At 59.4% G+C, this 24,864-nt stretch carries 21 protein-coding genes; 14 read left to right on the top strand and 7 right to left on the bottom strand.

All coding sequences use genetic code 11. The features are described 5' to 3' along the window. Positions 1-132: 132 nt before the first annotated feature. The 3 genes from murB (at position 133) to GFER_RS05065 (ending at position 4,043) form a co-directional block, all read left to right on the top strand. Positions 133-1,125 carry a UDP-N-acetylmuramate dehydrogenase gene (gene murB, locus GFER_RS05075; RefSeq protein ID WP_052445973.1) on the top strand — a complete coding sequence of 331 codons (993 nt, stop codon included), beginning with the start codon at positions 133-135 and terminating at the stop codon, positions 1,123-1,125. Between the two features lie 288 nt (positions 1,126-1,413). Beyond that, on the top strand, positions 1,414-3,162 hold the full coding sequence (locus GFER_RS05070; protein WP_040096628.1) for a B12-binding domain-containing radical SAM protein: 1,749 nt from the start codon (positions 1,414-1,416) through the stop codon (positions 3,160-3,162). A gap of 86 nt (positions 3,163-3,248) precedes the next feature. Further along, the gene (locus GFER_RS05065) at positions 3,249-4,043 is read left to right on the top strand and encodes a hypothetical protein (RefSeq protein ID WP_040096625.1); all 795 of its coding nucleotides are present in this window, start codon (positions 3,249-3,251) and stop codon (positions 4,041-4,043) included. A 133-nt stretch (positions 4,044-4,176) separates the two neighbouring features. Here the strand turns inward: GFER_RS05065 and GFER_RS05060 are convergent, their stop codons facing one another. Both GFER_RS05060 and GFER_RS05055 read right to left on the bottom strand, forming a co-directional pair. Next, positions 4,177-4,446 carry a hypothetical protein gene (locus GFER_RS05060; protein ID WP_040096623.1) on the bottom strand — a complete coding sequence of 90 codons (270 nt, stop codon included), beginning with the start codon at positions 4,444-4,446 and terminating at the stop codon, positions 4,177-4,179. 70 nt (positions 4,447-4,516) lie between these two features. Beyond that, positions 4,517-4,993, bottom strand: a complete 477-nt coding sequence (locus tag GFER_RS05055) for a hypothetical protein (RefSeq protein WP_040096620.1) — start codon at positions 4,991-4,993, stop codon at positions 4,517-4,519. A gap of 460 nt (positions 4,994-5,453) precedes the next feature. Here GFER_RS05055 and GFER_RS05050 point away from each other — a divergent pair, with 460 nt between their 5' ends. From GFER_RS05050 to GFER_RS05035, 4 genes are all read left to right on the top strand, one after another. Next, positions 5,454-5,681, top strand: a complete 228-nt coding sequence (locus GFER_RS05050; RefSeq protein ID WP_040096618.1) for a hypothetical protein — start codon at positions 5,454-5,456, stop codon at positions 5,679-5,681. A 37-nt stretch (positions 5,682-5,718) separates the two neighbouring features. Further along, the gene (locus GFER_RS05045) at positions 5,719-5,952 is read left to right on the top strand and encodes a hypothetical protein (protein ID WP_040096616.1); all 234 of its coding nucleotides are present in this window, start codon (positions 5,719-5,721) and stop codon (positions 5,950-5,952) included. Positions 5,953-6,612: 660 nt separating this feature from the next. Continuing rightward, the gene (locus GFER_RS05040) at positions 6,613-6,840 is read left to right on the top strand and encodes a hypothetical protein (protein ID WP_040096614.1); all 228 of its coding nucleotides are present in this window, start codon (positions 6,613-6,615) and stop codon (positions 6,838-6,840) included. A 64-nt stretch (positions 6,841-6,904) separates the two neighbouring features. Beyond that, the gene (locus GFER_RS05035) at positions 6,905-7,135 is read left to right on the top strand and encodes a hypothetical protein (RefSeq protein ID WP_040096612.1); all 231 of its coding nucleotides are present in this window, start codon (positions 6,905-6,907) and stop codon (positions 7,133-7,135) included. Between the two features lie 94 nt (positions 7,136-7,229). Here the strand turns inward: GFER_RS05035 and GFER_RS05030 are convergent, their stop codons facing one another. Beyond that, entirely contained in the window at positions 7,230-8,267 is a 1,038-nt protein-coding gene (locus GFER_RS05030) for a GMP reductase (protein ID WP_040096609.1), read from the bottom strand. Positions 8,268-8,430: 163 nt separating this feature from the next. On the opposite strand from GFER_RS05030, the gene GFER_RS05025 reads away from it, so the two are divergent. After that, a complete protein-coding gene (locus tag GFER_RS05025) occupies positions 8,431-10,584 on the top strand; it encodes a 3'-5' exonuclease (protein WP_040096607.1) in 2,154 nt (717 codons plus the stop codon). Between the two features lie 39 nt (positions 10,585-10,623). Here GFER_RS05025 and GFER_RS05020 read toward each other — a convergent pair whose 3' ends face one another. After that, positions 10,624-11,073 carry an NUDIX hydrolase gene (locus GFER_RS05020; protein WP_040096605.1) on the bottom strand — a complete coding sequence of 150 codons (450 nt, stop codon included), beginning with the start codon at positions 11,071-11,073 and terminating at the stop codon, positions 10,624-10,626. 266 nt (positions 11,074-11,339) lie between these two features. Here GFER_RS05020 and GFER_RS05015 point away from each other — a divergent pair, with 266 nt between their 5' ends. Continuing rightward, entirely contained in the window at positions 11,340-12,437 is a 1,098-nt protein-coding gene (locus tag GFER_RS05015; protein ID WP_040096602.1) for a phosphotransacetylase family protein, read from the top strand. Positions 12,438-12,680: 243 nt separating this feature from the next. Here GFER_RS05015 and GFER_RS17500 read toward each other — a convergent pair whose 3' ends face one another. The 3 genes from GFER_RS17500 to GFER_RS17495 are packed head-to-tail and all read right to left on the bottom strand — an operon-like array spanning position 12,681 to position 14,931. Beyond that, positions 12,681-13,259: a DUF2845 domain-containing protein gene (locus GFER_RS17500; RefSeq protein ID WP_052445972.1), complete on the bottom strand. Its 579-nt coding sequence runs from the start codon at positions 13,257-13,259 to the stop codon at positions 12,681-12,683. A gap of 40 nt (positions 13,260-13,299) precedes the next feature. Then, positions 13,300-14,535, bottom strand: a complete 1,236-nt coding sequence (locus GFER_RS05000; protein ID WP_040096600.1) for a M48 family metallopeptidase — start codon at positions 14,533-14,535, stop codon at positions 13,300-13,302. A gap of 33 nt (positions 14,536-14,568) precedes the next feature. Further along, on the bottom strand, positions 14,569-14,931 hold the full coding sequence (locus GFER_RS17495; RefSeq protein WP_161807382.1) for a c-type cytochrome: 363 nt from the start codon (positions 14,929-14,931) through the stop codon (positions 14,569-14,571). 596 nt (positions 14,932-15,527) lie between these two features. On the opposite strand from GFER_RS17495, the gene GFER_RS04990 reads away from it, so the two are divergent. Genes GFER_RS04990 through GFER_RS04970 form a run of 5 tightly spaced genes read left to right on the top strand, consistent with a single transcriptional unit; the run spans position 15,528 to position 24,863 of the window. Then, positions 15,528-16,991, top strand: a complete 1,464-nt coding sequence (locus GFER_RS04990; RefSeq protein ID WP_040096598.1) for a circularly permuted type 2 ATP-grasp protein — start codon at positions 15,528-15,530, stop codon at positions 16,989-16,991. Beyond that, positions 16,985-17,965 (top strand): alpha-E domain-containing protein, encoded by a 981-nt coding sequence (locus GFER_RS04985; protein ID WP_040096596.1) that lies wholly within the window; start codon positions 16,985-16,987, stop codon positions 17,963-17,965. Before GFER_RS04990 ends, GFER_RS04985 begins: the two co-directional genes overlap by 7 nt. An 11-nt stretch (positions 17,966-17,976) precedes the next feature. Next, entirely contained in the window at positions 17,977-21,348 is a 3,372-nt protein-coding gene (locus tag GFER_RS04980; protein ID WP_040096593.1) for a transglutaminase family protein, read from the top strand. Positions 21,349-21,384: 36 nt separating this feature from the next. Further along, complete coding sequence (locus tag GFER_RS04975; protein WP_235264004.1) at positions 21,385-23,955, top strand: circularly permuted type 2 ATP-grasp protein; 2,571 nt, start codon at positions 21,385-21,387, stop codon at positions 23,953-23,955. Continuing rightward, complete coding sequence (locus GFER_RS04970) at positions 23,952-24,863, top strand: transglutaminase family protein (protein WP_040096590.1); 912 nt, start codon at positions 23,952-23,954, stop codon at positions 24,861-24,863. The genes GFER_RS04975 and GFER_RS04970 overlap by 4 nt, the downstream gene beginning before the upstream one ends. The last annotated feature ends 1 nt before the right edge of the window (position 24,864 follow it).

Genomic DNA, 24,864 nt, shown 5'->3' with positions numbered 1-24,864 from the left:
ATGATACCACACAAATCTTAATTTATTTTTATCTTTTTTTGCGACAATTACAAGGAAATAAAAGACCTTGCATCGTAGAAAAAAGGCTGCTACGAATCTGGCACCAGACTCTTTTGCCTTCAGGATGCCGGCATGACCACAGCTTCAGACATCACTCTCCCCGCCCTGCTTGGCCAACTCAGTGAACTCGACGTCGGCGCGGTCAAGGCGCGCGCACCCCTGGCGCACCACTGCAGCTGGCGCATCGGCGGACCCGCCGATCTGCTGGTCGAGCCCGAGTCGGCCATGCAGGTGGCGCGTCTGGTGGGCTTTGCCCGTGAGCATGAAATTCCGCTGCTGGTCATCGGCCAGGGCACCAACCTGCTCTTCGACGACGCGGGCCTGCGCGGCATCGTCCTGAAGGTGGGCGCGCGCATGGCGCAGCTGAGCATTCACGGCAACCGCATCCTGGCCGAGGCCGGGGTCTGGGTGCCGCAACTCGCCCGACAGGCCGCCAGAAACGGCCTGACAGGGCTGGAACACATCATCGGGATTCCAGGAACGCTGGGGGGATTGGTGCTGATGAACGGCGGCAGTCACCGCCGGGGCATCGGCGACAATGTGCGCCGGGTGTGGGTGATCGACCGCGCGGGAGAACTGCAGGTCCTCAGCCACGCGCAATGCGCCTTTTCCTACCGACACAGCGCCCTGCAGGACAGCGGCGCTGTGGTAGTGCGCGCCGAACTGGAATGTTCAACGGGTGACCCGCGCGCGATCCGCCGCGCCATGGTCTGCGACCTGCGCGAACGCCGCCGCAAATTTCCGCGCAAGGAGCCCAACTGCGGCTCGGTGTTTCTCAGCACTGCCGAAATGCATGCAAGCGTCGGCCCGCCCGGCAAAATCATCGAAGAGGCAGGCCTCAAGGGCACGCGCATCGGCAACGCCGAAGTCTCACTCCATCACGCCAACTTCATCGTCAATCGCGGCGGCGCCAGCGCCGCCGAAGTGCTGGCTCTCATTGCCCACATCCGCCGGGAAGTACATGAGCGCATCGGTTTTGAGTTGCGCTGCGAAGTGCGCTACGTCGACCCGCAGGGCCGGATCATGCCGGCCGATCAGGCGCCCCAGGTCCGCTCTTCACTCTAAGCAGGGACCATAAAATACCCCTCATCTTTCCGACCCCACCCCCCCCACTGCCAAGCCAGCCACAAAAATTCATTAACACAGGTTGCATCCGGACAAATTTCTGGTAAATAAAATCCAGCCACACTTGCACCATTTTTGCTTGTTTTTTAATTGGTTAAATGCGCAAAACTTACCACAAAGCGCAAATAGGCAACCGTTCAACAGGCAGAGTAAAAACGTCATCAATCAAAAACATTTCTTATCGCCGGACTCGCGGCCGTTACGCCGGCCCCTGACAAGGAGAAACGCATGAAGGTTGCCCTGATCGGAGCGGAACTGGAAGAAAACCTCGGTCTGCGCTACATGGCCACATCCCTGGAAGCAGCCGGACACGAGGCACTGATTCTGCCCTTCAACGAAGAGGCGGACATCGCCCAGGTGGTCCGCCGGATTCAAGAAGAACAGCCCCAGATCGCCGGGCTCTCCATGGTCTTCACCGGCCGCGCGCGCGAGTTCTGCCGCCTCGCTGAAGCCTTGCGGAGCGCCGGCTTTGCCGGGCACCTCACCGCCGGCGGTCACTTTGCCGCCCTTAACTGCCGGCAGTTGCTCGAAGATTTTTCCGCCTTCGACTCTGTGGCCCTGGGCGAAGGCGAGGAGCTGATCTGCGCGCTGGCCGCTCAGCTTGACGATCTCTCCGGCCTCCCCGGCTTCTGTTACCGCGCTGCCGACGGCAGCATCGCCGTCAACCCCGGCAAAGGCAATCCGGACAACCTCGACGCCCTGCCCTTTCCGCGCCGCACCGAATTTCATGAATACTTCGGCCAGCCCATCGCCAGCATCCTCTCCAGCCGCGGCTGCTGGCGCGAGTGCGCCTTCTGCAGCATCGACGCCTGGTACCGCAGCGGCGGGGGGCGCAAGTTCCGCATCCGCAGCGTCGAAAACATCGTCGCCGAAATGACGCGCCTCTACCATGAGCATGGCATCCGCATCTTCAACTTTCAGGACGACAATTTCTTTCTCCCCGATCCCAAACAAGCCCTCGCCCGCTTCCAGGCCCTGCGCGACGGCCTGCGCGTCAACGGGGTCGAGAAAATCGCCATCGCCGTCAAGGCGCGCCCCGACAGCATTAACCGCGAGGCCCTCGACGTGCTCGACGAGCTGGGCATCTTCCGGGTCTTTCTCGGCGTGGAAAACGCCTCGCAACGCGGGCTGGACAACCTCAACCGCAAAAACACCGTGGCGCAGATCGAAAACGCCCTGCGCATCCTCAACGACTACGACCTGCACGTGGCCTACAACCTGCTGATGTTCGAGCCCGACACCAACATGGAGGATATCCACATCAACCTGCGCTTCATGGAGCGCCACGTCGACAATCCCTTCAATTTCTGCCGCGCCGAGGCCTACGCCTATACCGGCCTGGAGAAAAAGCTGCGCGACGACGGGATCCTCGCCGGCGACTATTTCGGTTTCGACTACCGCATCAAGGACGCGCGGGTGGAATGCTTCCACAAGATCGCCAACTACGCTTTTTTCGATCGCAACTTCAGTGATTACGGCCTGCACTACTTCAACATGGAGGTCGATTTCTCCTACCTGCTGCTGCGCCGCTTCTTTGCGGACAGAATCAGCGAGGAACTGCGCGCCGAAGTGCGCGCCTTCATCAAGGAGACCAACATCGACACCTACCGCCACTTGTGTCGCATCTACGACCTGGTGCAGGCCATCGACCCTGCAGACCGCCTTGCGGTCAATGACGCCATGCGCAGTCTGCGCCGCAGCGTCGATGAGCGCGGCGTCGCCCTGCGCGCCCAGGGCGAGCGCATCCTGGCCCGCCTGCAGGCGACTTACGAAGGACATACGGCACCCGTACACACCCCGGTAGCCTACGGCGAGCAAAACCTCGCCTCGCTGCTTGATGGTCTGTTACTGCGCAGCGGCGAGGAGGCCGAAGCGGACTACTCTTTCGAGACCGACGGCGCCTTCAATTTCTTCGGCGCCCTCAAACGGCCAATCCCTTATGACCAATTCAAGAGCCGGTTGGATAACAACCGCTAGAAAGGAGCATTCGGCAGACAGGTTCAGGATGGAAACATTGGGAAAAAAACGTTTTGTTGCTTTACCCGCCACAGGGAGGAAAAATCATGGCAAAGTTTCGCGATTGGGTCGAGCCGGCGCATCCGGCGGTCATGCAGCGGTATGAGGATCTGACCAGCATTTTCCGTTTTCTGCGCGAGGATGTGCAACTCGAGGTCGACAAGGCTTTTGATCGCATTTCGCGCCAGATCGGCTTCGTTGTCACCACCTCGCTGCCGGTCACGCTGAGCGTCGGCGATTCCGGCAAGATCGAGGGCCTGGAGCTGGCCGCCGAGAATCTCAAGGGAACGCTGTTCGAGCGTGAATTCGCGGCAATTTTCAAGCGTTTGGCGGGCAAGAGCATCGGCAAGAGCCGCGTTGCCGCCGGCAGTTACGCGATCGTCTTTCTGTGGATCGACGCTCTGAAACTCAAACTCAAGCACGATTGGGTGGAACCCGCACACTTCCGCCAGATCCGCCCCGAACTGTTCGCCGATCTCGCCAAATTGCGCCCCGGCGTGCGTGAACCGGCCCACTGGTTCAACGGCGCAGCGATTCTGGCCGGCGAGGAAGAGGTGCTGATTTCCGTCATCGACGAAGTCTACCCGGAACTCAAACTGGCCGACCGTCTGGCCGTCAGCCGCATGGACAGCCGCAAGCTGATCCCCGGAGTGCGCGAACCAGCCCATTTCCATCAACACCTGGAAGGGCTTGCTGCCGAGGAACGCATCGATCCACGCAAACTCATCCCCGGAGTGCGCGAACCGGCCCACTTCCGCAAGATCACCGACCTCTTCGAAGACCCGAGCAAGCTGCAGGCCCTTGCCGAACTGGCCAGCCTGCTGCGCAAGCTGGGCTTCTAAACCTGAAGGCGGCCCGCACTCTCCTGGCATTCGAGAGTATGCGGGCCGCCTTCATCGTCACAGAATTGTCGTTATGCAACTGCACCGCTCAACCGCCACGCCCTGCGGCGCACACTGAACGCTTACACCGAATTTACGATTCGCGATCGAGGGGGGTTACGTCCTTCCCGCAAAATTCACACTGCGTCGCATCATAATCGATGATCTTCTCGCAGTGGGGACAATAGCGACGGCCATAATGCAGCAGATTCTTCTCCGCCGGCTTGAGCATGAGGGAGTGGAAGATGGCAAACACAAAGAGCGCCGTCCCATACAGCCACCAGAGCAGAAAATTGTAGCCCTTGGCCATGGCGATATAGGCGGGGAGCATTCCCAACAGCATCAACACGATGATCCATTCCATCAGAAATGCCCTTTCCGGGGATTGCGACCCCGTGCCTTCGACGGTAAACACATTTCGCTTCCCCCGGCTTTCAAGCCAGGCGTAACCGCTGCAGGGAAGCGCGCGCCCGGCCGACACCGCGATCCGGGTTGACTTCCAGTTCCAAAAGCCGCACCCCTGAAAGTTCGACCCTGAAATCCTCAACCTCGCGGGTCGCACCCGTGGGACTGAAAGTGAACTGTTGCCGAACGATTTCAGTCCAACTATGTCCCTCGTCCGCCGACCAGCGCAGTACGAACTCCTGGCTGCGCTCAGCCTCTTCTTCCTGAAACTCCAGAAAAATCCGCGTCAGGGCAAGGGGCGTGGCAAAGCGCAGGCGAACTCTCTGCACCCCGGGGGCCGCCGCCTGCCAACCGCTGGACATTTCGGGAAGCAGGGCACCCTCGATGGGATGGGCCGGGTCTTCCGAGGTGATTTCAACGTCGGCCAATTCTTCCAGATCAAGCCACCGCACCTCGTTAAGTATCTCTTCGGCGCTCTGTTCGTCGTCGATGATTCGTTTGCGCATGAAGACTCCTTGAACTCAAAAAAAAGAATGGGTTAACACGAAAAAAACTATCTATTCACCTCTTAGTATAAGGCGAATTGCAGCAGATGCCATCACCTTCGGCTGTTTTGGAAATTCGCTGCAAGGGCGCGCACCACATCCTTTCATCCTCCATAGGTGAATTTTTTCCCTATCCAGCGCACATTCTCTTCATACACTTTGACGATCAGCGATTTTCTATCGCAAGTTTAACTACTTGCAAAACGAAATCAGACCCGGGGGCGGTTTTGCGCTACGCAAAGGTACAAAAATCGCGAAGATTCATCCTCTGACGCCCGATCAACGTCGCACCCTGGGCGCACAGGGCTTTCATATACAATTCAGAACCTTAGGGACGTATACAGAGCCTCCCTCAAACTTGGTACGGCAAATGCTATCTAAGAGACCATAATCACTGGACAACGTGCCGATGGAGGATGCCATGAAAAAGTTGCAATGGATATTGATCGCTCTGCTGACCTATGCCGGACAGGCTCTTGCAAGTTCCGCCGAATCACAGGCGCAACCGGGGTTGCTCATCTGGATCTTCTGCACTTTTGGCGCCCTGATTCTGGCCACCCAGCTAATTCCCGGAATGCTGCTGCTCGGTGCGGCGTTCAAAGGATTGTTCGGGGCCGCACCGGCAACCCGCAACTCCTCCCGTTCGTAAACGCAGGAAAAAGACATTTCAAAGAAGGAGACCTACCATGAAATCCAAAGTCATTGCTGCCCTCGTTATGGTTCTCGGCCTGACCTCGCCCGCTCTCGCCGCCGGCCAGCGCACCGATCACAGCGGGATCGTCGTCTGGACCTTCCTTGGCTTCTGCGCCCTGATCGTCGTCGCCCAACTGCTGCCTGCGGTTCTGGCCATGCTGGGCCTGGTGAAAGGGGTGGCACAGAGCAGCCAAGAAAAAACAGTGGAACAGCACGCCAAAAAGTAGTCAAAAAAAAGAGGCTCGTCGCCTGGTCAACGGCGAACTCCCCCATTTTCAACAAACTTGGAAATGGGGGTTTTTTTTATGGAAGTTGACCAAAGTCAAGGCAGATCCCTACTCCATGGGAGATATACTGATCTTCATGCAAAATCACCCCGGGAGAGAATCCTCATGCTCACTTTCAGTGAACTCGTCGTCACTCTGGTCATCTGGGCCCTGCTGGCCACCGGCCTGTTCTTCGGGCTGCGCGCCGCCTGGCGGCGCCGCAAATCCTGCAAATAAACAGATGGCGCACTATTCAGCGGCACTGCCCCATAGCGCCGCAGGCCGTGGCGCCTGCTGAACAATTATCAGGGGCGATATCCCATAAATTCTACAGTTATTCGCCGCATAACTCCTGTATACACCCGCCAAAAAAACATTTTCAATATAATTTACAAGCACTTAAGCAAAAAACAGATCAACAGGATGCCAATATGGCAAGGCGCTCCTGTATAAAAACTTTATTTTCACCTGCCCCCTCCAGCCCCTCTCCAAGCGCACACAGAAGACAAATTATTCTAGCAATCTCGGAGGCTTACAGCTTTCCTCCCAACCTTATCAAAGATTGGCACGACTGATGCTCTATAAAAAGTCAAACAAAACACAACTGCACAGGAGGCAATTATGAAAACCATGCTTATGACTCTGACGACTCTGTTGATCTCGGCCGGCTCTGCGCTGGCGGCCCCCGGCAGTGCCAATCCTGAAACCGCCGGACTGGCGGTGTGGATCTTTTTCGGCTTCTTCGGCCTGATCGTGGCGACGCAATTTATTCCCGGTATGATCCTGCTCGGCGCGATGCTCAAAGGGCTTTTTACCCAACCATCGACCGTGCAAAAAATTAACAGCTAAAGCCGCAGTTCACTTGCCGCTGCCTGCTTGGGCAGGCAGCGCACCAGAAAAAAGGAGAACCCCCATGAAAGCCACTCTGTTTGCCGCCCTCGCCATCCTGCTCAGCATCGCTTCCCCCGCATTTGCCGCCGCCGGCACCCAAGGACACAGCGGTATTCTGGTCTGGGCTTTCATCGGATTTTTCGCCCTGATCGTGGTGGCACAACTGGTTCCGGCCTTCGTCATTCTCTTCGCCGCGGTCAAAGGACTGTTCCAAGGTCGCGAGGCGAGCGAAATTAAGGTACGCAACCACTAAACAACCAGAACGAACTCCCCCTTGGCAGAACAAATTCGGCGAGGAAGCCAACCGCTTCCTCGCCATTTTTTTTTGTCCCCGCCCAACTGCAACGCTACTGAAAAACTTTGCTCTCCTGTTCGAGAACGCGGATGAAGGTGGTGCGTTTGGTCAACTCCTTGAGAGCCCCGGCGCCGACATAGGTGCAAGCCGAGCGCAATCCGCCGAGGATGTCCTTGACTGTCGTGTTAAGGGGGCCACGATAAGGAACCTCAACTGTCTTGCCTTCGGATGAGCGGTATTCGGCGACCCCACCGGAATGCATTTCCATGGCGGTTGCGGAACTCATGCCGTAGAAAAGCTTGTAGGTCTGCCCGCCGCGCTCGACCACCTCGCCGCCGCTTTCGTCATGACCGGCGAACATGCCGCCAAGCATGACAAAATCGGCGCCGCCGCCGAAGGCCTTGGCGACATCACCGGCACTGCCGCAGCCGCCATCGGAAATGATGCGGCCGCCGAGTCCGTGAGCGGCGTCGGCGCACTCGATCACGGCAGAGAGCTGCGGATAGCCGACTCCGGTTTTGACCCGCGTTGTGCATACCGAGCCGGGGCCGATACCGACCTTGACGATGTCGGCGCCGGAGAGCAGCAATTCCTCGACCATCTCGCCGGTCACCACATTACCCGCCACAATGGTCTTGTCGGGCCAGGTGTCACGCACCCTGCCCACGAAATCAACAAAAGCCTCGGCGTAGCCGTTGGCAACATCGATGCAGATGAAGCGCAGCCCAGGTGCTATCGCCAGGATTTCTCGAACTTTGGCGTAATCCTCGTCGGCCGTCCCGGTACTCACCATGATGCGCTCAAAGATGTCGTCGTCGCGCTCAGCGAGAAAGGCTTGCCAAGCCGCAAGACTGTAATGTTTGTGGATGGCGGTGAGCATGCCGAAGCCCGCCAGCACCTCGGCGGCCTCGAAGGTGCCCACCGTGTCCATGTTGGCCGCGATGACCGGCACTCCGGTCCATTGCCGCTTGCTGTGCATGAAGGTGAAGGTGCGCTCCAGAGCCACTTGCGCGCGACTTTTGAGGGTCGAACGCTTAGGCCGAATGAGAACGTCCTTGAATCCCAGTTTAAGATCTGCCTCGATGCGCATGATCTGCTCCTTTCCGGTAAAAAGTTTTGCCTTGCGGCAGCGGCTCATGGACGGAGCGCGGCGTTGCGTTTATGATTAAAAAAAGCTGTCGTATAACTGTTCAGCATGCGCTGAAAAGTTATACGACAAATTTGCATCTTTGCATATTCATTGTCCGAGGCCTATGAAACCTTCACTGAAATACTGGCTTTTTATCCTGGCCATCGTCAACCTGGTCTTCGGGGTGATTATGGCCGGCGTTCTCGGCGCCTGGTTCAATCTCGCCCCCGATGAGCGAGCCTTCGTTCAGGGCCTGGCGGACAAGATCCTGCCGTTCCCAATCCTGGGGGCCTTCATTCTGGTCGGCGCCATCGGCGCCCTGGTGAGCCTGCTGTTTCACTACTACATCATTCCCACTCTGCAACTGGCCGAAGAGACGCGTCTGATCACCCGCGCAAACTCTTCCCATCGCATTGCTCCCCGCGGGGCTCGCGAACTGGTCTACCTCACCGAGGTGATCAACGAGTCCGCGGAAGCCTACGCGCGACTCAAAACCGAAGTCGAAGAGAATATCCGCGCCGCGCGCGCCGACCTTGACCAGGAACGCAACCGCCTGGCGGCCCTGATGTCGGAAATGCCCGCGGGCGTGCTGGTGTGCAACACCGATGGACAGATTCTGCTCTACAACGCGCAAGCGCAAAAACTGCTGCACGTCTCCCAGGAGCTGGCAAGCGAACAGCAGGCCGGGCTGATCGGATTGGGGCGCTCGATCTTCGGCGTCCTCAACCGCGAACCCATTGTTCACGCCTTGAAAATGCTGCAGGCCGCTCTGGAACAGGAGCAGGAGCTGCCCAACTCGGGCCTTTTGATGACCCTGGCGGATGGGCGCTGTCTGCGGGTCAACATGGCGCCGGTCCTCAACAATCGCAGCCAGAGCCGAGAGATTTCAGGATTTGTACTCACCCTGGAAGACATGACCGCGCAAATCGAGGCCGACACCCGCCGCGACATGCTGATCCAGTCCCTGACCGAGGGCATCCAGAGCGCGCTGGGCGAGATCCGCCAATCAATCACCACCATTCTCGGGGATCCCCAGCTCAGGCCCGAACAGCTCACAAAAAATCGCGCCACCATTGATCGCGCCTCGCAGGAATTGCAGCAGCAGTTGGCCGAGGCGCGGAAGAACTACGCCCGCCATCTGCACGCCTTGAGTAAGGTGGAATATGTGCTGGCGGAAAATCTCCTGGAAATCCTGCGTAAAAATATAAGTCAGCGCTTCGCCATTGAAGTGCAGGGCGAAGCACCTGCCGATCTGTGGCTGCGCCTGGACAGCTATTCACTGGTGCAGGCCGTGTCGCATCTAGCCGGTCTGCTCAAAAAGCAGAAAAGCATGGGAGCTTTTCATATTCGCATCGAAGGCGGCAAATCAGCATCGGCGGTCATGAGCATCGGCTGGCCAGACGCCTGCCTTGATCAGGCATTCATCAGCGACTGGATTCGCGCGCCTCTGATCACCGACGCCCAGGGCAAGTTGTTGAGCTTCAGTGAAGTTGTCGCCAGACACGGCGGCGAAGTCCACATCGACGCAACCCAACCCCATGCCTGCCACGAGGTACGCATCGACCTGCCGGTGGACAGCACTGCCGAGCGCCGCGACCCCGGTGGCATGCCGCAGGAATCGCGCCCGGTCTATTACGAATTCGATCTGTTCCAGCAGCGGGGGCTGGAAGAGCTTGCCGATCAGCCTCTGAGAAAATTGACTTATGTGGTGTTCGACACCGAGACGACCGGCTTGCGCCCGGCAGAAGGCGACGAAATCATTCAGATCGGCGCGGTGCGCGTTGTCAACGGCCGTATCCTTACCGGTGAAACCATCGACCAACTCATCGACCCGCAACGCTCGGTGCCGGTCGAGTCCGTGGAGATTCACGGCATCCGCCCCGAATTGCTGGACGGACAACCGACCATCGAGAAGGTTTTGCCCCATTTTCACCGCTTTGCCGAAGGTGCCGTGCTGGTCGCTCACAATGCCGCCTTCGACATGCGTTTTCTGCAACTCAAGGAAAGAGCCGCCGCAGTGGCCTTCGAGAATCCGGTGCTCGACACCCTGCTGCTCAGTTCGGTGGTCCATCCTCACCAGCAGGGCCATTCCCTCGACCATATCGCCAAGCTGCTCAACCTCACCATCGTCGGACGTCATACCGCCCTGGGCGATGCCCTGGTGACCGCCGAGGTGCTGCTCAAACTGATTCCCCTGCTGGAGAGCAAAGGGATTTTCACGCTCAAAGATGCGCTGCAGGCTTCGGTCAAATCGCCCTTTGCCAAGATGAGTTTTTAGGTTTTTATTGGTCCTTGGTCACGGTCCATTTGTCATTGGTCACAGGCCTGTTTCACCTTGCACGGTGAAGGGGTTGGTGCTGTAAGCGCTGAAAAGTGTGTGACCATCGAAGGTGAGCAGGGTCGCCAGGCGGTGGTGGTTGACCGGGTGACTCACTTGCGCAAGGGCCGCTTGGGGGGAAAACCAGGCCAGTTCGGGCGTTTCTTCACTGGGCCTCAAGGTGCCACTCCGGTAATCGGCGATGAAGCTGAAAATCACCGCCGCCGGGGGCGAGGTCTTGGAAAACACCGCAGCGAGGGGTCCCGGCGTGATTTCGACGCCGCTCTCCTCGCGCACCTCGCGATGCAGGGCCTCAAGCAATCCTTCGCCCTCCTCGACCCGGCCTTGGGGAATTTCCCAGCCGCGCCGGTGATGGCGAATCAGCAAAATCCGGCTGTCGGCATTGCGCACCAAGGCACCGACCACCACAACATGTTTGGGTTGGATCATCCGAGCATTCCTTTAAAAATGCGAACTGTTCGGCATGCGCCGCAGGCTGCGGCGGCATCGCTTGCGGTGAAAACTCGCCTGCGGCTCAAACATTCACCGCGGCACTCAACCACCACGGCCTGCGGCGCGATTGGGCCTTGCAGCTCAAAAGTCACCTTCGCATAAGGTATACCAGGTGGCGAGAAGCCTGCTCTCCTGTTAGGCTGTATGAGAAAAAGATTCAGCGCAACGCAATGCCTCAAGCCACCGTTTCAGGAGCAACACCCATGACGCAAAAAATCTTCATCGCGGCAACCGGACAGAACAGCGGCAAATCCACCACCAGCCTCTCGCTGCTGCACCTGGCACAAAAAACCGGGCGCCGCATCGGCTTCATCAAACCCCTGGGTCCCAAGCCGGCGGTCCTCAACGGTCTCGACGTCGACAAGGATGCCGCCCTCATGGCCCAGGTTTTCAGCCTGGAGGCACAACTGGCCTGCATGTCGCCGGTGGTGGTGAAGCCTGGCGATACCAAAAAGGCCCTCGACGGCCACCTGCGTCCCGCGGATCTCGAGGACAAAATCCTGACCGCCTGCGCCGAACTGGAAAAAAATTGTGATTTCATCGTCATCGAAGGCTCCGGCCACCCTGGAGTAGGCTCAGTTCTGGGGCTCTCCAACGCACGCATTGCCCGCCTGCTGGACGCCCCGGTGCTCATGGTCACCGGCGGCGGGATCGGCAATGTGGTGGACTCCGTCAACCTGAACCTCGCCTTGTTCGAGAAGGAAGGCGCCGATATGCGCGCCATCCTGGTCAACAAGATCATCTCGGAGAAGCGCGAAGCCACTCTCGATTACCTGCGCCGTGCCTTTGCCCGGGAGCCCCTGAAGGTGCTCGGCGGCTTCAATTACCAACCGGTGCTGGCCAACCCCACCCTGCGCCGCATCGCGCGGGTACTCAATCTGCCTTTGCACGGCGACCCCGATGCCGGAGCGCGTATCGTACACCATATCCATATCGGAGCGGCCTCAACCCAGCGGGTGGTGGAGTTGCTGCACGATGACACGCTGCTGGTGGTGACCAGCAGTCGCGACGAACTCCTGGTCACCATGGCCAATCTCTATCAGATACCCGAATACCGCAGCCGCATCGTCGGCCTGGTGATCCCCGGCACCGCCCCGCTGAGCAAAATCACCCAGCAGATTCTCGACCGCAGCAACATCCCCTACCTGCGCGACGGCAACACGCATACCACCGCCATGTACCAGATCATCAACGAGGACGTCTCGAAAACCACCGCGGAGGACGTGGAGAAGATCGATCTGATCCGCGCCCTGGCGGAAAAGCGCATTGATTTCGAGGAGTTGGTCACGCTCTACAGCTGAGCATCAGGTAACTGTTCAGCATGCACCGCAGGGTACGTCGGCAGCGCGTGCGGCAAAAACTCACCTGCGGCTCAAACATTTGCCGCAGCACTCAACCGCCGCACCCTGCGGTACTCTCGGACGTTGCCGCTGAATAGTTACNCGCGTGCGGCAAAAACTCACCTGCGGCTCAAACATTTGCCGCAGCACTCAACCGCCGCACCCTGCGGTACTCTCGGACGTTGCCGCTGAATAGTTACAGCATCAGAAACCGTAGCCGCCGGTTTCAATCTGCCGCAGGCGGCCGTTTTCAAAGATCAGATGCAGTAAAAAACGCCGCGGTCCGAAATTGTAGGTCCACTCATCCACGCGAATGGTACTGCGCAGCGCCCGGTGGGGGTCGACTGCGCGCAACAGCTCGTCCTCGCGACTGTCGCTGTAAGCGGGAGCACCGCACTTGCGGATGACCTCGATCTTGGTGTCACCCACACGCAGGGTGCGTCCATCACGACAGGCATCAACTGCCATGGTGGCACGATCTCCAGTCGTAATATCGGTCAGCCGTCCGTTGCGGAAACGCAGCAGGTAAAGCAGGCGGTGGGGACCGAAATCGTAAATCCACTCCTCCACCACCACGCTGCGCCGTTCCAAAGTATCGAAGAAGCGCCGTTCGAAGACATCGTCCTGCCAACGCTCCTGCCACACGGGCTCCCCGCACTTGGCCAGCACTTCAATCTTGTGATCGCCGGTGTTCACCAAACGGCCGTCACAACGCAGGGCCCAAGCCGGAGCGGCAGCCAGTATCAGCAGGGCCACAAATGATGTAAGGAAAAGTTTCGTCATGCCTCAATTCCCTTTTGCCCTGATCTTAGCATGATCCGGCTCAGGTTCGCTGCTGCAGGGTCCGCACCCGCTCGACCACCGGCGGATGGGAATAATAAAAGGCGGCGTACCAGGGATGGGGATGGAGGTTGGCGAGGTTTTCCCGCGACAGCTTGACCAGGCCAGCAGCCAGGGCCTGGGGATCGCCGCTGAGCTCGCAGGCAAAGCGATCAGCCTGGTCTTCATCGCGGCGCGACAGCCAGCTTGAGAATGGCGTGAGGGGAAAACCCACCAGGGTCGCCAGCAACGACAGAATCATCAATTGAGCGAAAAATGAAACCTCTTCCAGCCCCAGAAGTCCGGGCAGAACACCGGCCGTGATAAGGTGATGGGCGAGAAACAGGCCGACCAGGGCGATCAATTGAGCCGTTGCCAGCCGCTTGAACACATGGTGCTTTTTCCAGTGGCCGACCTCGTGGGCGAGAACGGCGAGGATTTCGTCGTGGGTCATCTGTTCGAGCAGAGTGTCGAACAGCACGATGCGTTTGACCCGCCCGATACCGGTGAAATAGGCGTTGGAATGACGGCTGCGGCGCGAGGCATCGACCTGAAACACCCGGCTGACCTTAAGGCCGGCCTTCTCCATCAGGCTGCGGATGCGCTCCTCCAGGCCTTCTTCACGGATCGGTTCGAATTTGAAAAACAGCGGTTCGATCACATAGGGAGAGAGGTACAGGAGAAACAGACTGAACAGGGCAAAGAATCCCCACACCCACAACCACCACCAGTCCGGACTCGCCGCGACCAGCCACAACGCCCCACCCAGCAACAAGCCTGTCAGCACCAGGGAGAGAAGCGCGCCCTTGAGCAGGTCGGACAGCCACAGGCGCCAAGTCAGGGTATTAAAACCATAACGCTCCTCGATCACGAAATGGCGATAGAGACTGAAGGGCAGATCAAGCAATGCCCGCACCAGACCCAGGCCGAGAAAAAACAGCAAACCGCTGAGGATGAAAGATTCGGCGACTCCACCAATCCAGCCATCATAGATTGCCAGCAATCCGCCGAAGAGAAACAGCGCCAACAGAAGATTACCCAAGAGCGACTCGATCAGCGCAACGCGGTTTCTGTCTCGGGTGTAAGCCGAGGTACGCGCGAGCAGATCGGCGTCGATCCCACCTGAAAATTCAGGTGGGATTCTATGCCCATGGCGCCGAAGGTGGCGAATATTGAGCCATGACAACAGGTATTCAATACTCAGAACGGCGACAAAGGCCGCCAGCAAAATCCATTTCATCGCAAACATCCTAGGGCAGATCCGGCCACGGGGTCATTGGCCGAGGCTCAGGACATAAAGGGTCACCGCTTCGAGTTCTTCGTCGGACAAAGCATGATGAAAAAACGGCATGCCGCCGGGCCGTCCGTCACGGATGCTCATTTTGACCGCTTCAGGAGTACGTCCATAATCAAAATCTGCGCGCTGCAGGGAAGGCCCCGGCCGGGTGCCGCGCCCACTGCCCCGGGTACCGTGGCAAACCGCGCACATGCGATTGAACACCTCCTCGCCAATTTTGAGAAGATCCGCGTCTTGCGTCGCATCAACCTCCCCGACCACCTCGGCTTGCCGGTTCTGCGTCGGGACTCTCTCGGTGAGTTCGGGGCGTTCCTGACATCCCCCCAGGACCAACAACACCCCCAAAACCAGGGACAGGAGAGAGCCTGTTTTTAAAAGGGATCTGAACCTAAATATTTTCCACATCACATTCCTCCAGATAGTACGGATCGGGATCCGGCCTGATTGGTTAGGGTAATATTTTTTCAAGGTTACCATTTGAAACCCGTTGGGAACCAGTCATAGAAATTTTTTTTTGCACTTTTTTATACGCACAACTTGCTGTGCCTGAACTCCTTGGACCGGCAACCTTCCCCACCCAACCCGACATAGCCAAGCTTTGCCCTTCTTTTGTGCATACCTGGGCTTGACAGGCGCTTTTTTATGCGCCTCAGGGTCAGAAACCACCAAGTCCGCCCGGTGTCGATACGATCCTTTCACCGCCAGGACCTCTCAAACAGAACGGGACCACTGCTCAGGCAACGAACTGAAAATATGATAAAATGCCCCATTAAAAGGATTAAGTTTCGGCAGCGCTCGGCACGCCGGCATCACCCCTAGTTGATCAATGTGAAAGACAGAGAATAGGCCCTGCGGGGACAGGGCTCCCTTTTTGCACTGTTTGATGATTCAATGCTGCTTCGATTCTATTTCTAAAATGGCAGGGAGGGCGGGCGATGCGTTTTGCAGATTACGATACGGGTGGTTTTTTCGACGAAATGTTCGATGCCGATGGGCGACCGCGACCCGGCAACGAGGCGGTGGTCAACCGTTTCAGCGAACTCTCTCTTGAGGAACTCAAAACGCGCCAGGAGGCGGCGGAAAAAGCCCTGCTGAAGATGGGCATCACCTTCAGCGTCTATGGCGACGAGCAGGGCACGGAACGGATCTTTCCCTTCGACATTGTCCCGCGCATCATTCCCAACGCCGAATGGGTGAGCATGGAGGCCGGCCTCAAGCAGCGGATTCAAGCCCTCAACCTGTTCATCGACGATGTTTACCACGAGCAGAAAATCATCAAAGAGGGGCTTATCCCCGAAGATATGATCCGCTCGGCGAGCGGGTTTCGCCAAGAATGCATGGGGCTCAATCCCCCCGGCGGCGTATGGTGCCACATCACCGGCACCGATCTGGTGCGCGGCGGTGACGGACAGTTTTACGTGCTGGAGGACAACCTGCGCTGTCCTTCAGGGGTATCCTATGTACTGGAAAACCGCGTGGTGATGAAGCGCAGCTTCCCGCGCGCGTTCGACGCGGCCCGTGTCATCCCGGTTTCCGACTACCCGAACCGTCTGCTGGAGCTATTGCAGGGCCTCGCGCCACAGCGCGGCGCCAAGCCGGTGGTCGCGGTCTGGACTCCCGGCATCTATAACTCAGCCTACTTTGAACACTCGTTTCTTGCCCAGCAGATGGGTATCGAGCTGGTTGAAGGGCGCGATCTGGTCACGATCGACGACCGGGTGATGATGCGCACCACCAGCGGCCTCAAGCCCATCGATGTCCTCTACCGGCGGATCGACGACGACTTCATCGATCCGCAGGTGTTTCGCTCAGATTCCATGCTGGGAGTCCCCGGGCTGATGCGCGCCTATCGCGCCGGCCGCCTGGCGCTGGCCAACGCCCCCGGCACCGGGGTGGCCGACGACAAGGCCATCTACGCCTACGTCCCGCAGATGATCCGCTTTTATCTCGACCAGGATCCGATTCTCAACAACGTGGAAACCTATCTGTGCCGGCGCGAAAAAGATCTGCAGCATGTGCTGACCAATCTTGACAAGCTGGTCGTCAAAAAGGTTGGCGAATCGGGTGGCTACGGCATGTTGGTCGGCCCCCACGCCAGCCTTCGCGAACGGACCGCGTACGCCGAACAGATTCGCGCCAATCCGCGCAACTTCATTGCCCAGCCGACTCTGTCCCTGTCGCGGGTGCCGACCCTCATCGACGATCATTTCGAGGGACGCCATGTGGATCTGCGCCCCTACATCCTTTACGGAAAGGAGATTTACATCATGCCCGGCGGTCTGACCCGGGTGGCCCTCAAGAAGGGCTCGCTGGTGGTCAATTCCAGCCAGGGTGGAGGAAGCAAAGACACCTGGGTGCTGGCGGGAGATGTCCAGGGACAAAGGGGGAGCGCATGCTGAGCCGGGTAGGTGAATCGATATACTGGATGGCGCGCTACATCGAGCGGGCCGAGAATGTGGCGCGAATTGTGGACGCCAACTACCACATGATTCTCGATCTGCCGTCGAATGTTGATGAGCAATGGGAGCCGCTGGTCGTGACGACCGGCGACGACGACTTGTTCAAAAAGTATCACGATGGATTCACCCGCGAAAATGTTGTGCATTTTCTCACCTTCGATCCGCGCAATCCCAACTCGATCCTTTCCTGCCTGCAAGCCGCGCGCGAGAATGCCAAGTCGGTGCGCGAGTGGATCAGCTCCGACATGTGGCAGCAGGTCAACAGCTTTTATCTGATGCTCAAGGACGCTTCGCGGCGCAACGGCTCCATCGAATTGCCCCACGAGTTTTTCGTTGAGACCATGTTGGCCAGCCATCTGTTTACCGGCCTCTCGGAAAATACCATGACGCACGGCGAGGGCTGGGAATTCGCCCGACTCGGCCGCATGCTCGAGCGTGCCGACAAGACGGCGCGCATTATCGATGTCAAGTACTTCATCCTGTTGCCTTCCGTTGAATATGTCGGCATGCCCTACGACCACATCATGTGGGCGGCTCTTCTGCGTTCGGCCAGCGCTTTTGAAATGTACCGCAAACGCTATGGCCAGATCGCCCCCGACCAGATCATCGAATTCATGCTCCTCGACGCGGCCTTTCCGCGGGCCATTCACCACTGCCTGATTACGGCCGAACAGGCGCTGCGCAACATTTCCGGCACCAAGCGCGGCCTCTTCACCAACCCGGCGGAGAAAGCCCTGGGCCGGCTGCTGGCGGATTTCGACTATACTCAACTTGAAGAGATCAAGATCTTTGGCCTGCATGAGTTCATCGACAGCCTGCAGACTCGGCTCAACCAGATCGGCAGCGCAATCCACGAGAGTTTTTTCGCCATCCCCGTGGCCCCCGCGGCCATTCAATCCCAGAGCAGGGAGTAGCGGTAACTGCCATGTCCATTCGCGTCTGCTGCAGCCATGTCACACACTACCTGTTTGATCGCCCCGTTAATTTGTCTCCGCACGTTCTGCGCCTGCGACCGGCACCGCATTCGCGCACGCCGGTTCGCGCTTATGCCCTGCGCATATCGCCGCAGGAGCATTTTCTTAACTGGCAGCAGGATCCCTTCGGCAACTACCTCGCGCGCCTGGTCTTTCCAAACCCCTGTCGCGAACTGAAGATCGAGGTCGAGGTGACGGCGGATCTGACCGTCATCAATCCCTTCGATTTTTTCATCGAGGAGTACGCCGACAACTTTCCCTTTACCTATGAGTCACGGCTGCGTAAGGAGCTGGCCCCCTACTTCGAAGTCGACGAGAACGGGCCGCTGCTACAGGCATGGCTCAACGATGTCTCCCGCGACAAGGAGCCCATGGTCGATTTTCTGGTGGCCCTCAATCGCCGGGTGCAGGAGACCGTCAAGTATTCAGTGCGCATGGAGCCCGGGGTGCAGACCTGCGAGGAGACTCTTCGGATGGCCGTCGGTTCATGCCGCGATTCGGCTTGGCTGCTGGTGCAGATTCTGCGTCACCTGGGACTGGCCGCCCGCTTTGTCTCCGGCTACCTGATCCAGTTAACTGCCGACGAAAAATCCCTCGACGGCCCCTCCGGACCGGAGGCCGATTTCACCGACCTGCACGCCTGGGCCGAAGTCTATATTCCCGGTGCCGGCTGGATCGGCCTCGATCCGACCTCGGGGCTTTTTGCCGGCGAAGGGCACATTCCCCTGGCCTGCACGCCGCATCCCGCCAGCGCCGCCCCGGTGACCGGTGCCAGCGACCCCTGCGAGGTGAGCTTCGCGTTTTCCAACCAGGTAACGCGCATTCACGAGGATCCACGGGTCACCAAGCCCTACAGCGACGCGCAGTGGGCGCGTATCGACGCCCTGGGCGAACAGGTCGACACGGAGCTGCTCTCCAAGGATGTACGACTGACCATGGGCGGCGAGCCGACCTTTGTGTCCATCGACGACATGGAGGGTCCCGAGTGGAACACGCAGGCCGATGGGCCGCATAAACGACAATTGGCCAATGAGCTGCTGTGCCGCCTGCGCGAAGCCTTCGGTCCCGGCGGGCTGCTGCACTTCGGTCAAGGCAAGTGGTATCCGGGAGAGCCTCTGCCGCGCTGGTCCTACGGCTGTTTCTGGCGCAAGGACGGAGTGCCGGTGTGGCGCAATCCCAAACTCCTCGCCGATATCGATGGGGATTATGGCATGACCCTCAAAGACGCCGGGCGCTTCATCCACCACCTGGCCAATGCCTTGCGCGTCGATACCAGATATGTGGTGGCCGGCTTCGAGGACAGCTTCTATTACCTGTGGAGAGAAGGCACGCTGCCGAGCAACATCGATCCGCTCCAGGCCGACCTTAAAGACTCCCTGGAGCGCCGTTACCTGGCGCAACTCCTCGAACGGGGCCTCGAGGTACCAAGCGGCTTTGTTCTGCCGCTCCGGTGGGATTCCAGTGAACAGAGCTGGCATAGCGGTCCTTGGGAATTCCGGCGCGGCCGTATGTATCTGGTCCCCGGGGGTTCCGCCATGGGGCTGCGGCTGCCCCTGGATTCCCTGCCCTGGAAGGCGCCGGACAAGCGCGAGAATCTTGCGCACCAGGATCAGTTCAGCCCCCTGCCGCCTCTTGCCGACTACCACGGAGAGATCGCGCAGCGTTTTCATCGCGTCGAGCCCCCTCAGCAGCAAGACGCTCCGCCTTGTGCCGATGAGCCGGACGCGCCGTTGGTAGATGTACCGCATACCGCTCTGTGCGTCGAGGTACGCGACGGGCGGCTGTATGTTTTCATGCCCCCAATCACTATCCTTGAGCACTATCTCGACGTCGTCGCGGCGGTCGAAACGACCGCCGCCGAGTTGTCCCTGCCGGTGGTCGTCGAAGGCTATGAGCCACCCCGCGACTATCGCCTGGAGCGGCTGCTGGTCACCCCCGACCCCGGTGTCATCGAAGTCAACATCCACCCGGCCGCCACCTGGCGCGATCTGGTCAAGAACACCACGATTCTCTACGAGCAAGCCCGCCAGAGCCGTCTGGGCACCGAAAAATTCATGCTCGACGGTCGTCATACGGGCACCGGCGGCGGCAATCACATCACCATCGGCGGACCCACTCCGGGTGACAGCCCGGTGCTGCGTCGCCCTGATCTGCTGCGCAGCCTGATCACCTACTGGCAGCATCATCCGGGGCTCTCCTACCTGTTCTCAGGAATGTTCATCGGCCCGACCAGCCAGGCGCCACGAGTCGATGAAGCGCGCAACGATGCTCTTTACGAACTCGAGATCGCCTTTCAGCAGATGCCGCAGGGCGAAGTACCCGCGCCCTGGCTGGTTGACCGCCTGCTGCGCAACCTGCTCATCGACATGACCGGCAACACCCACCGTGCCGAGTTCTGCATCGACAAACTCTACTCGCCCGACAGCCCGTCGGGCCGACTGGGGCTGGTGGAAATGCGCGCTTTTGAAATGCCCCCGCACGCGCGCATGAGCCTGGTGCAGAACCTGCTGCTGCGCACCCTCATCGCCTGGTTCTGGAAACAGCCTTACACCCACGACCTGGTGCGCTGGGGGACCGAACTGCACGATCGCTTTCTGCTACCGCACTTTGTCCGTGAAGACATGCGACAGGTTGTCGCCGATCTCAAGCGCGCGGGCTATCCGTTTGACCTGCAATGGTTTGAGCCTTTCCTCGAATTTCGTTTTCCGCACTTCGGCTCCGTCCAGATCGACGACATGGAACTCGAACTGCGCTTTGCCATTGAACCCTGGCATGTGCTCGGCGAGGAAATGGGCAGCCAGGGAACGGCGCGCTTCGTCGATTCCTCGGTGGAGCGTCTGCAACTGCGCATCACCGGCCTCACCGAGCCACGTCACGCGGTGGTGTGCAACGGTCGGCGCTTGGCTTTGCGCGGCACCGGGCGCCAGGGCGAGTACGTGGTCGGGGTGCGCTACCGCGCCTGGCAGCCCCCTTCGGCCCTGCATCCGACCATCAAACCCCATTCGCCCCTGGTCTTCAAAGTCATCGACACCTGGAGTGGCCTCTCCATCGGCGGTTGCACCTATCACGTCTCCCATCCGGGCGGCCGCAGCTATGATGTCTTCCCCGTCAATGCCTTTGAGGCCGAAGCCCGGCGCATCACCCGGTTCTGGGATCTCGGCGCGACCTCGGGCGTGGTTGTGGCGCCGCCTGATTTCGTCGGCAGCGGCAGCGGCATTTTTACGCCTGAAGCCGGTCCGGTTCAGGCCATGACGCCACCGGCGGAAGAGCCGAACAGCGAATTTCCCTATACGGTGGATTTGCGCCGCAGCCCTGCCGTATAATCGGCCGCCTCATGACTCCAGCCCAAGGAAACTAACGTGTTGCGGCCAGACAAAACAACCTCGGCATCCATTGCCCAGCATTATGCGACGCGCCTCGACGGCTATGACGAAATGCATAGCGGCGCGGGGCGGCTGCTGCCGCACTGGAAAACCCTCATGCGTGAAATCGAGCAACTCGGTCGAGAGGGGTTGACTCTGCGTCACCGCGAAGCGCAACGGCTGCTGCGCGAAAACGGCGTCACCTTCAACGTCATCAACGGGCCGCTCGGCACGTCCCGCCCCTGGCAGCTCGACCCGCTGCCGCTGCTCATCAGCACCGACGAATGGACAGCCATCGAATCCGGCATGGTGCAGCGCGCCGAACTGCTCAATCTGATTCTCGCCGATCTCTATGGCCCGCAGAAACTGCTGCATGAGGGGCTGCTGCCACCCGAGCTGATTTTCGGCCATAGTGGTTTCCAGCGCTGCTGCGCCGGGCTTCCGGCATTCGCCCAGCGCCCCCTGGTTTTTTGCGCCATCAATCTGGTGCGCGGTCCAGACGGACGCATGTGGGTCCTTGACGACCGTGCCCAGTCCCCCTCCGGTGCCGGCTATGCCCTTGAAAACCGCATGGTGATGACGCGCATTGCCCCGGCGCTTTTCCGCAAAAGCCATGTCAAGCGTTTGGCCGGTTTCTTTCAGCTTTTTCGCGAACGCCTCGCCGCTCTCGCGCCGCAGAACCGTGAAAACCCCCGTGTCGTTCTACTGACTCCCGGCCCCTTCAGCCAGACCTATTTCGAGCACGCCTATCTGGCCGATTATCTCGGCTACACCCTGGTTCAGGGGGATGATCTGAGTGTGCGCGACGGGCGCGTCTGGCTCAAAACTTTGGAGGGTCTGCACCAGGTCGATGTCATCCTGCGCCGCCTCGATGATGCCTATTGCGATCCTCTGGAGTTGCGCGAGGATTCACGCCTCGGCATTACCGGTCTGGTTCAGGCCTCGCGCCTCGGTCAGGTTGCAGTCGCCAATCCGCTGGGCAGCGCCATCCTCGAAAATCCCGGGTTGATGCCCTTTCTCCCAGGGATCGCCCGATATTTCTTCAATGAAGACCTCCAACTCCCTGCGGTGGCTACCTGGTGGTGCGGCCAGGAACCTGAGCGCCGTTTTGTTCTGGATAACCTCGACAAGCTGGTCATTAAGCCGATCCATCGCTCGCGCGGCTATCGCGCTATTTTCGGCGCCCAGCTGAGTACTGCCGAGCGGTCAGCTCTGCGCGAACGCATCCTGCACAAGCCACACCTTTATATCGGCCAGGAAATGATCAGTTTTTCCACGGCGCCCTCGCTGGCCGCGGGTGCGGTCGAACCCCGCCACGCCATATTGCGCGCTTTTCTGGTCGGCGGCGAGGGGGGTTACGTCGCCATGCCGGGCGGCCTGACGCGCATCGCCGCGACAGCGGGCGAGCTGGTGGTGTCAAATAAAACGGGCGGCGGCAGCAAAGACACCTGGGTCCTATCCAAAGAGCCGGTCCGCTATGTCAGTCTCTGGCAGCAACCGAAAAACGACCAGGTATTGCCGTTTTGCGCCGAACCGCTGCCGAGCCGTACAGCCGACAACCTTTTCTGGGCAGGGCGCTACGTGGAGCGTGCCGAGGGCACGGCCCGCTTATTGCGAGCGATTTTGGCGCTGCGCCGCGAGCAGCGTGACGCCGACCGCGACCTGATGCAACCCTATCTCCACAGCTTGCTGCGGGCGTTGACTCAGGTGACCGGAACCTATCCGGGGTTTGTCGGCGAAGGGGCCAAGGAACTCTTGAAAAACCCCCGCGCAGAACTCAGTGCCCTGATGCTGGATACCGGGCGGGCGGGGAGTCTGGCTGCGGTGCTTCATTCTTTCAGCCAGGTGGCATCGACCGTTCGCGACCACTGGCCGGTTGAGATCTGGCGGATCATCGATGCGATTCTCTCGGACTGGTTCGATGACGAGCAGCCGGGGCCGTTGAACTATCGCATGCAGGACCGCCTCGATCATCTGATCATGCAACTTATGGCCTTCAGCGGCCTGGTCGCCGAGAGCATGCCCCGCGAATCGGGCTGGCTGCTCCTCGACTTGGGCCGGCGATTGGAGCGTGGTCTGGGCCTCATTTCCCTGCTGCGCGCAACCCTGGTGCCTCATCTGGATGAAGCCGTGCAGCGCCAGCTCATGGAAACCCTTCTCGGCATCTGTGACAGCCTCAACACCTTTCGCCGACGCTATCGCTCCTACATGCATCTGCCCACGGTGCTTGAACTCCTGCTCATGGACGAAGAGCATCCCCGCTCGCTGGCTTACCAGTTCGCTCAACTGCGACAACACGTTGCCGACCTGCCCCGCGACCGCCGCCGAGAATGTTTCGGCGAAGATAAGCGTTGCCTGCTGGAAGCCTATAGCCGGTTGCGCCTGGCCGAAGTCGCCCAGCTCACCCGGGCAGATGAAAACACTGACGACCTTGAGGTTCTTGCTGAATTGCTCGACAACCAGGCTGCCGGCTTGTGGCGCCTCTCCGAAATCATCACCAGCACCTATTTCAGCCATGCGCAGCCGTCCCAGCAATTGGCTCCGCAACTGCAGGACGAAGATGTATGAAATACCGTGTGACTCACATCACTGAGTTCATCTACGAGGCGCGCGTCGGGCTCTGCTACAATTTAGCGCGCCTGGTGCCGCGCCAACTCCCCCATCAGCAGGTCCGCGACGCCAGTTTGCACATCGACCCATACCCGCAGGACCATGACCGGGAAATCGATTTTTTCGGCAACCAGACCGACTATTTTTCCATCCAACACCCTCATGACAGCTTACGGGTGACGGCAGTCAGCGAAGTCGAAGTGCAGGGGGCGAAACCGGAACCGCGCGGCCGGACAGAAAACCTGTCCTGGGAAGAGGCATGCGAGCGGCTGCGCAACGACCACTCCCCGGAAAGCATCGACGCCCTGCAGTTCACCCTGGATTCTCCCATGATCGCCGTGGAAGATATTCTGGCAGACTATGCCCGCCCCTCCTTCCGGCCGGGGCGTCTCCTCGATGAGGCGGTGCATGACCTGATGTGCAGAATTTTCAAAGACTTCAAATATGATCCCGAATTCTCCAGCATCGCCACGCCGCTCAAGGAGGTCATGGAACACCGCAGCGGGGTTTGTCAGGATTTCGCCCATCTGGCCATCGGCTGTCTGCGCTCCCAGGGTCTGGCGGCGCGCTATGTGAGCGGCTACCTCGAGACCGATGCGCCGCCGGGCAAAGAGCGTCTGATCGGTGCCGACGCCTCGCACGCCTGGTTCTCCGTCTATCACCCCGCAAGCGGATGGCGCGATTTCGACCCGACCAACAACCAGCGGCCGGGAGAGCGCTATATTACCCTCGCCTGGGGTCGCGATTTTGCCGATGCCACGCCTTTAAAGGGCGTGGCTTATGGAGGCGGAGAGCATCAGTTGAAGGTGTCGGTGGATGTCGCGAGGATCGACCGGTCTGGCCGCAAATCCCTTGCCGAAAGATAAG

The organism is Geoalkalibacter ferrihydriticus DSM 17813 (assembly GCF_000820505.1).
GTDB lineage: Bacteria > Desulfobacterota > Desulfuromonadia > Desulfuromonadales > Geoalkalibacteraceae > Geoalkalibacter > Geoalkalibacter ferrihydriticus.
This window is presented reverse-complemented; position numbering and strand designations above follow the sequence as displayed.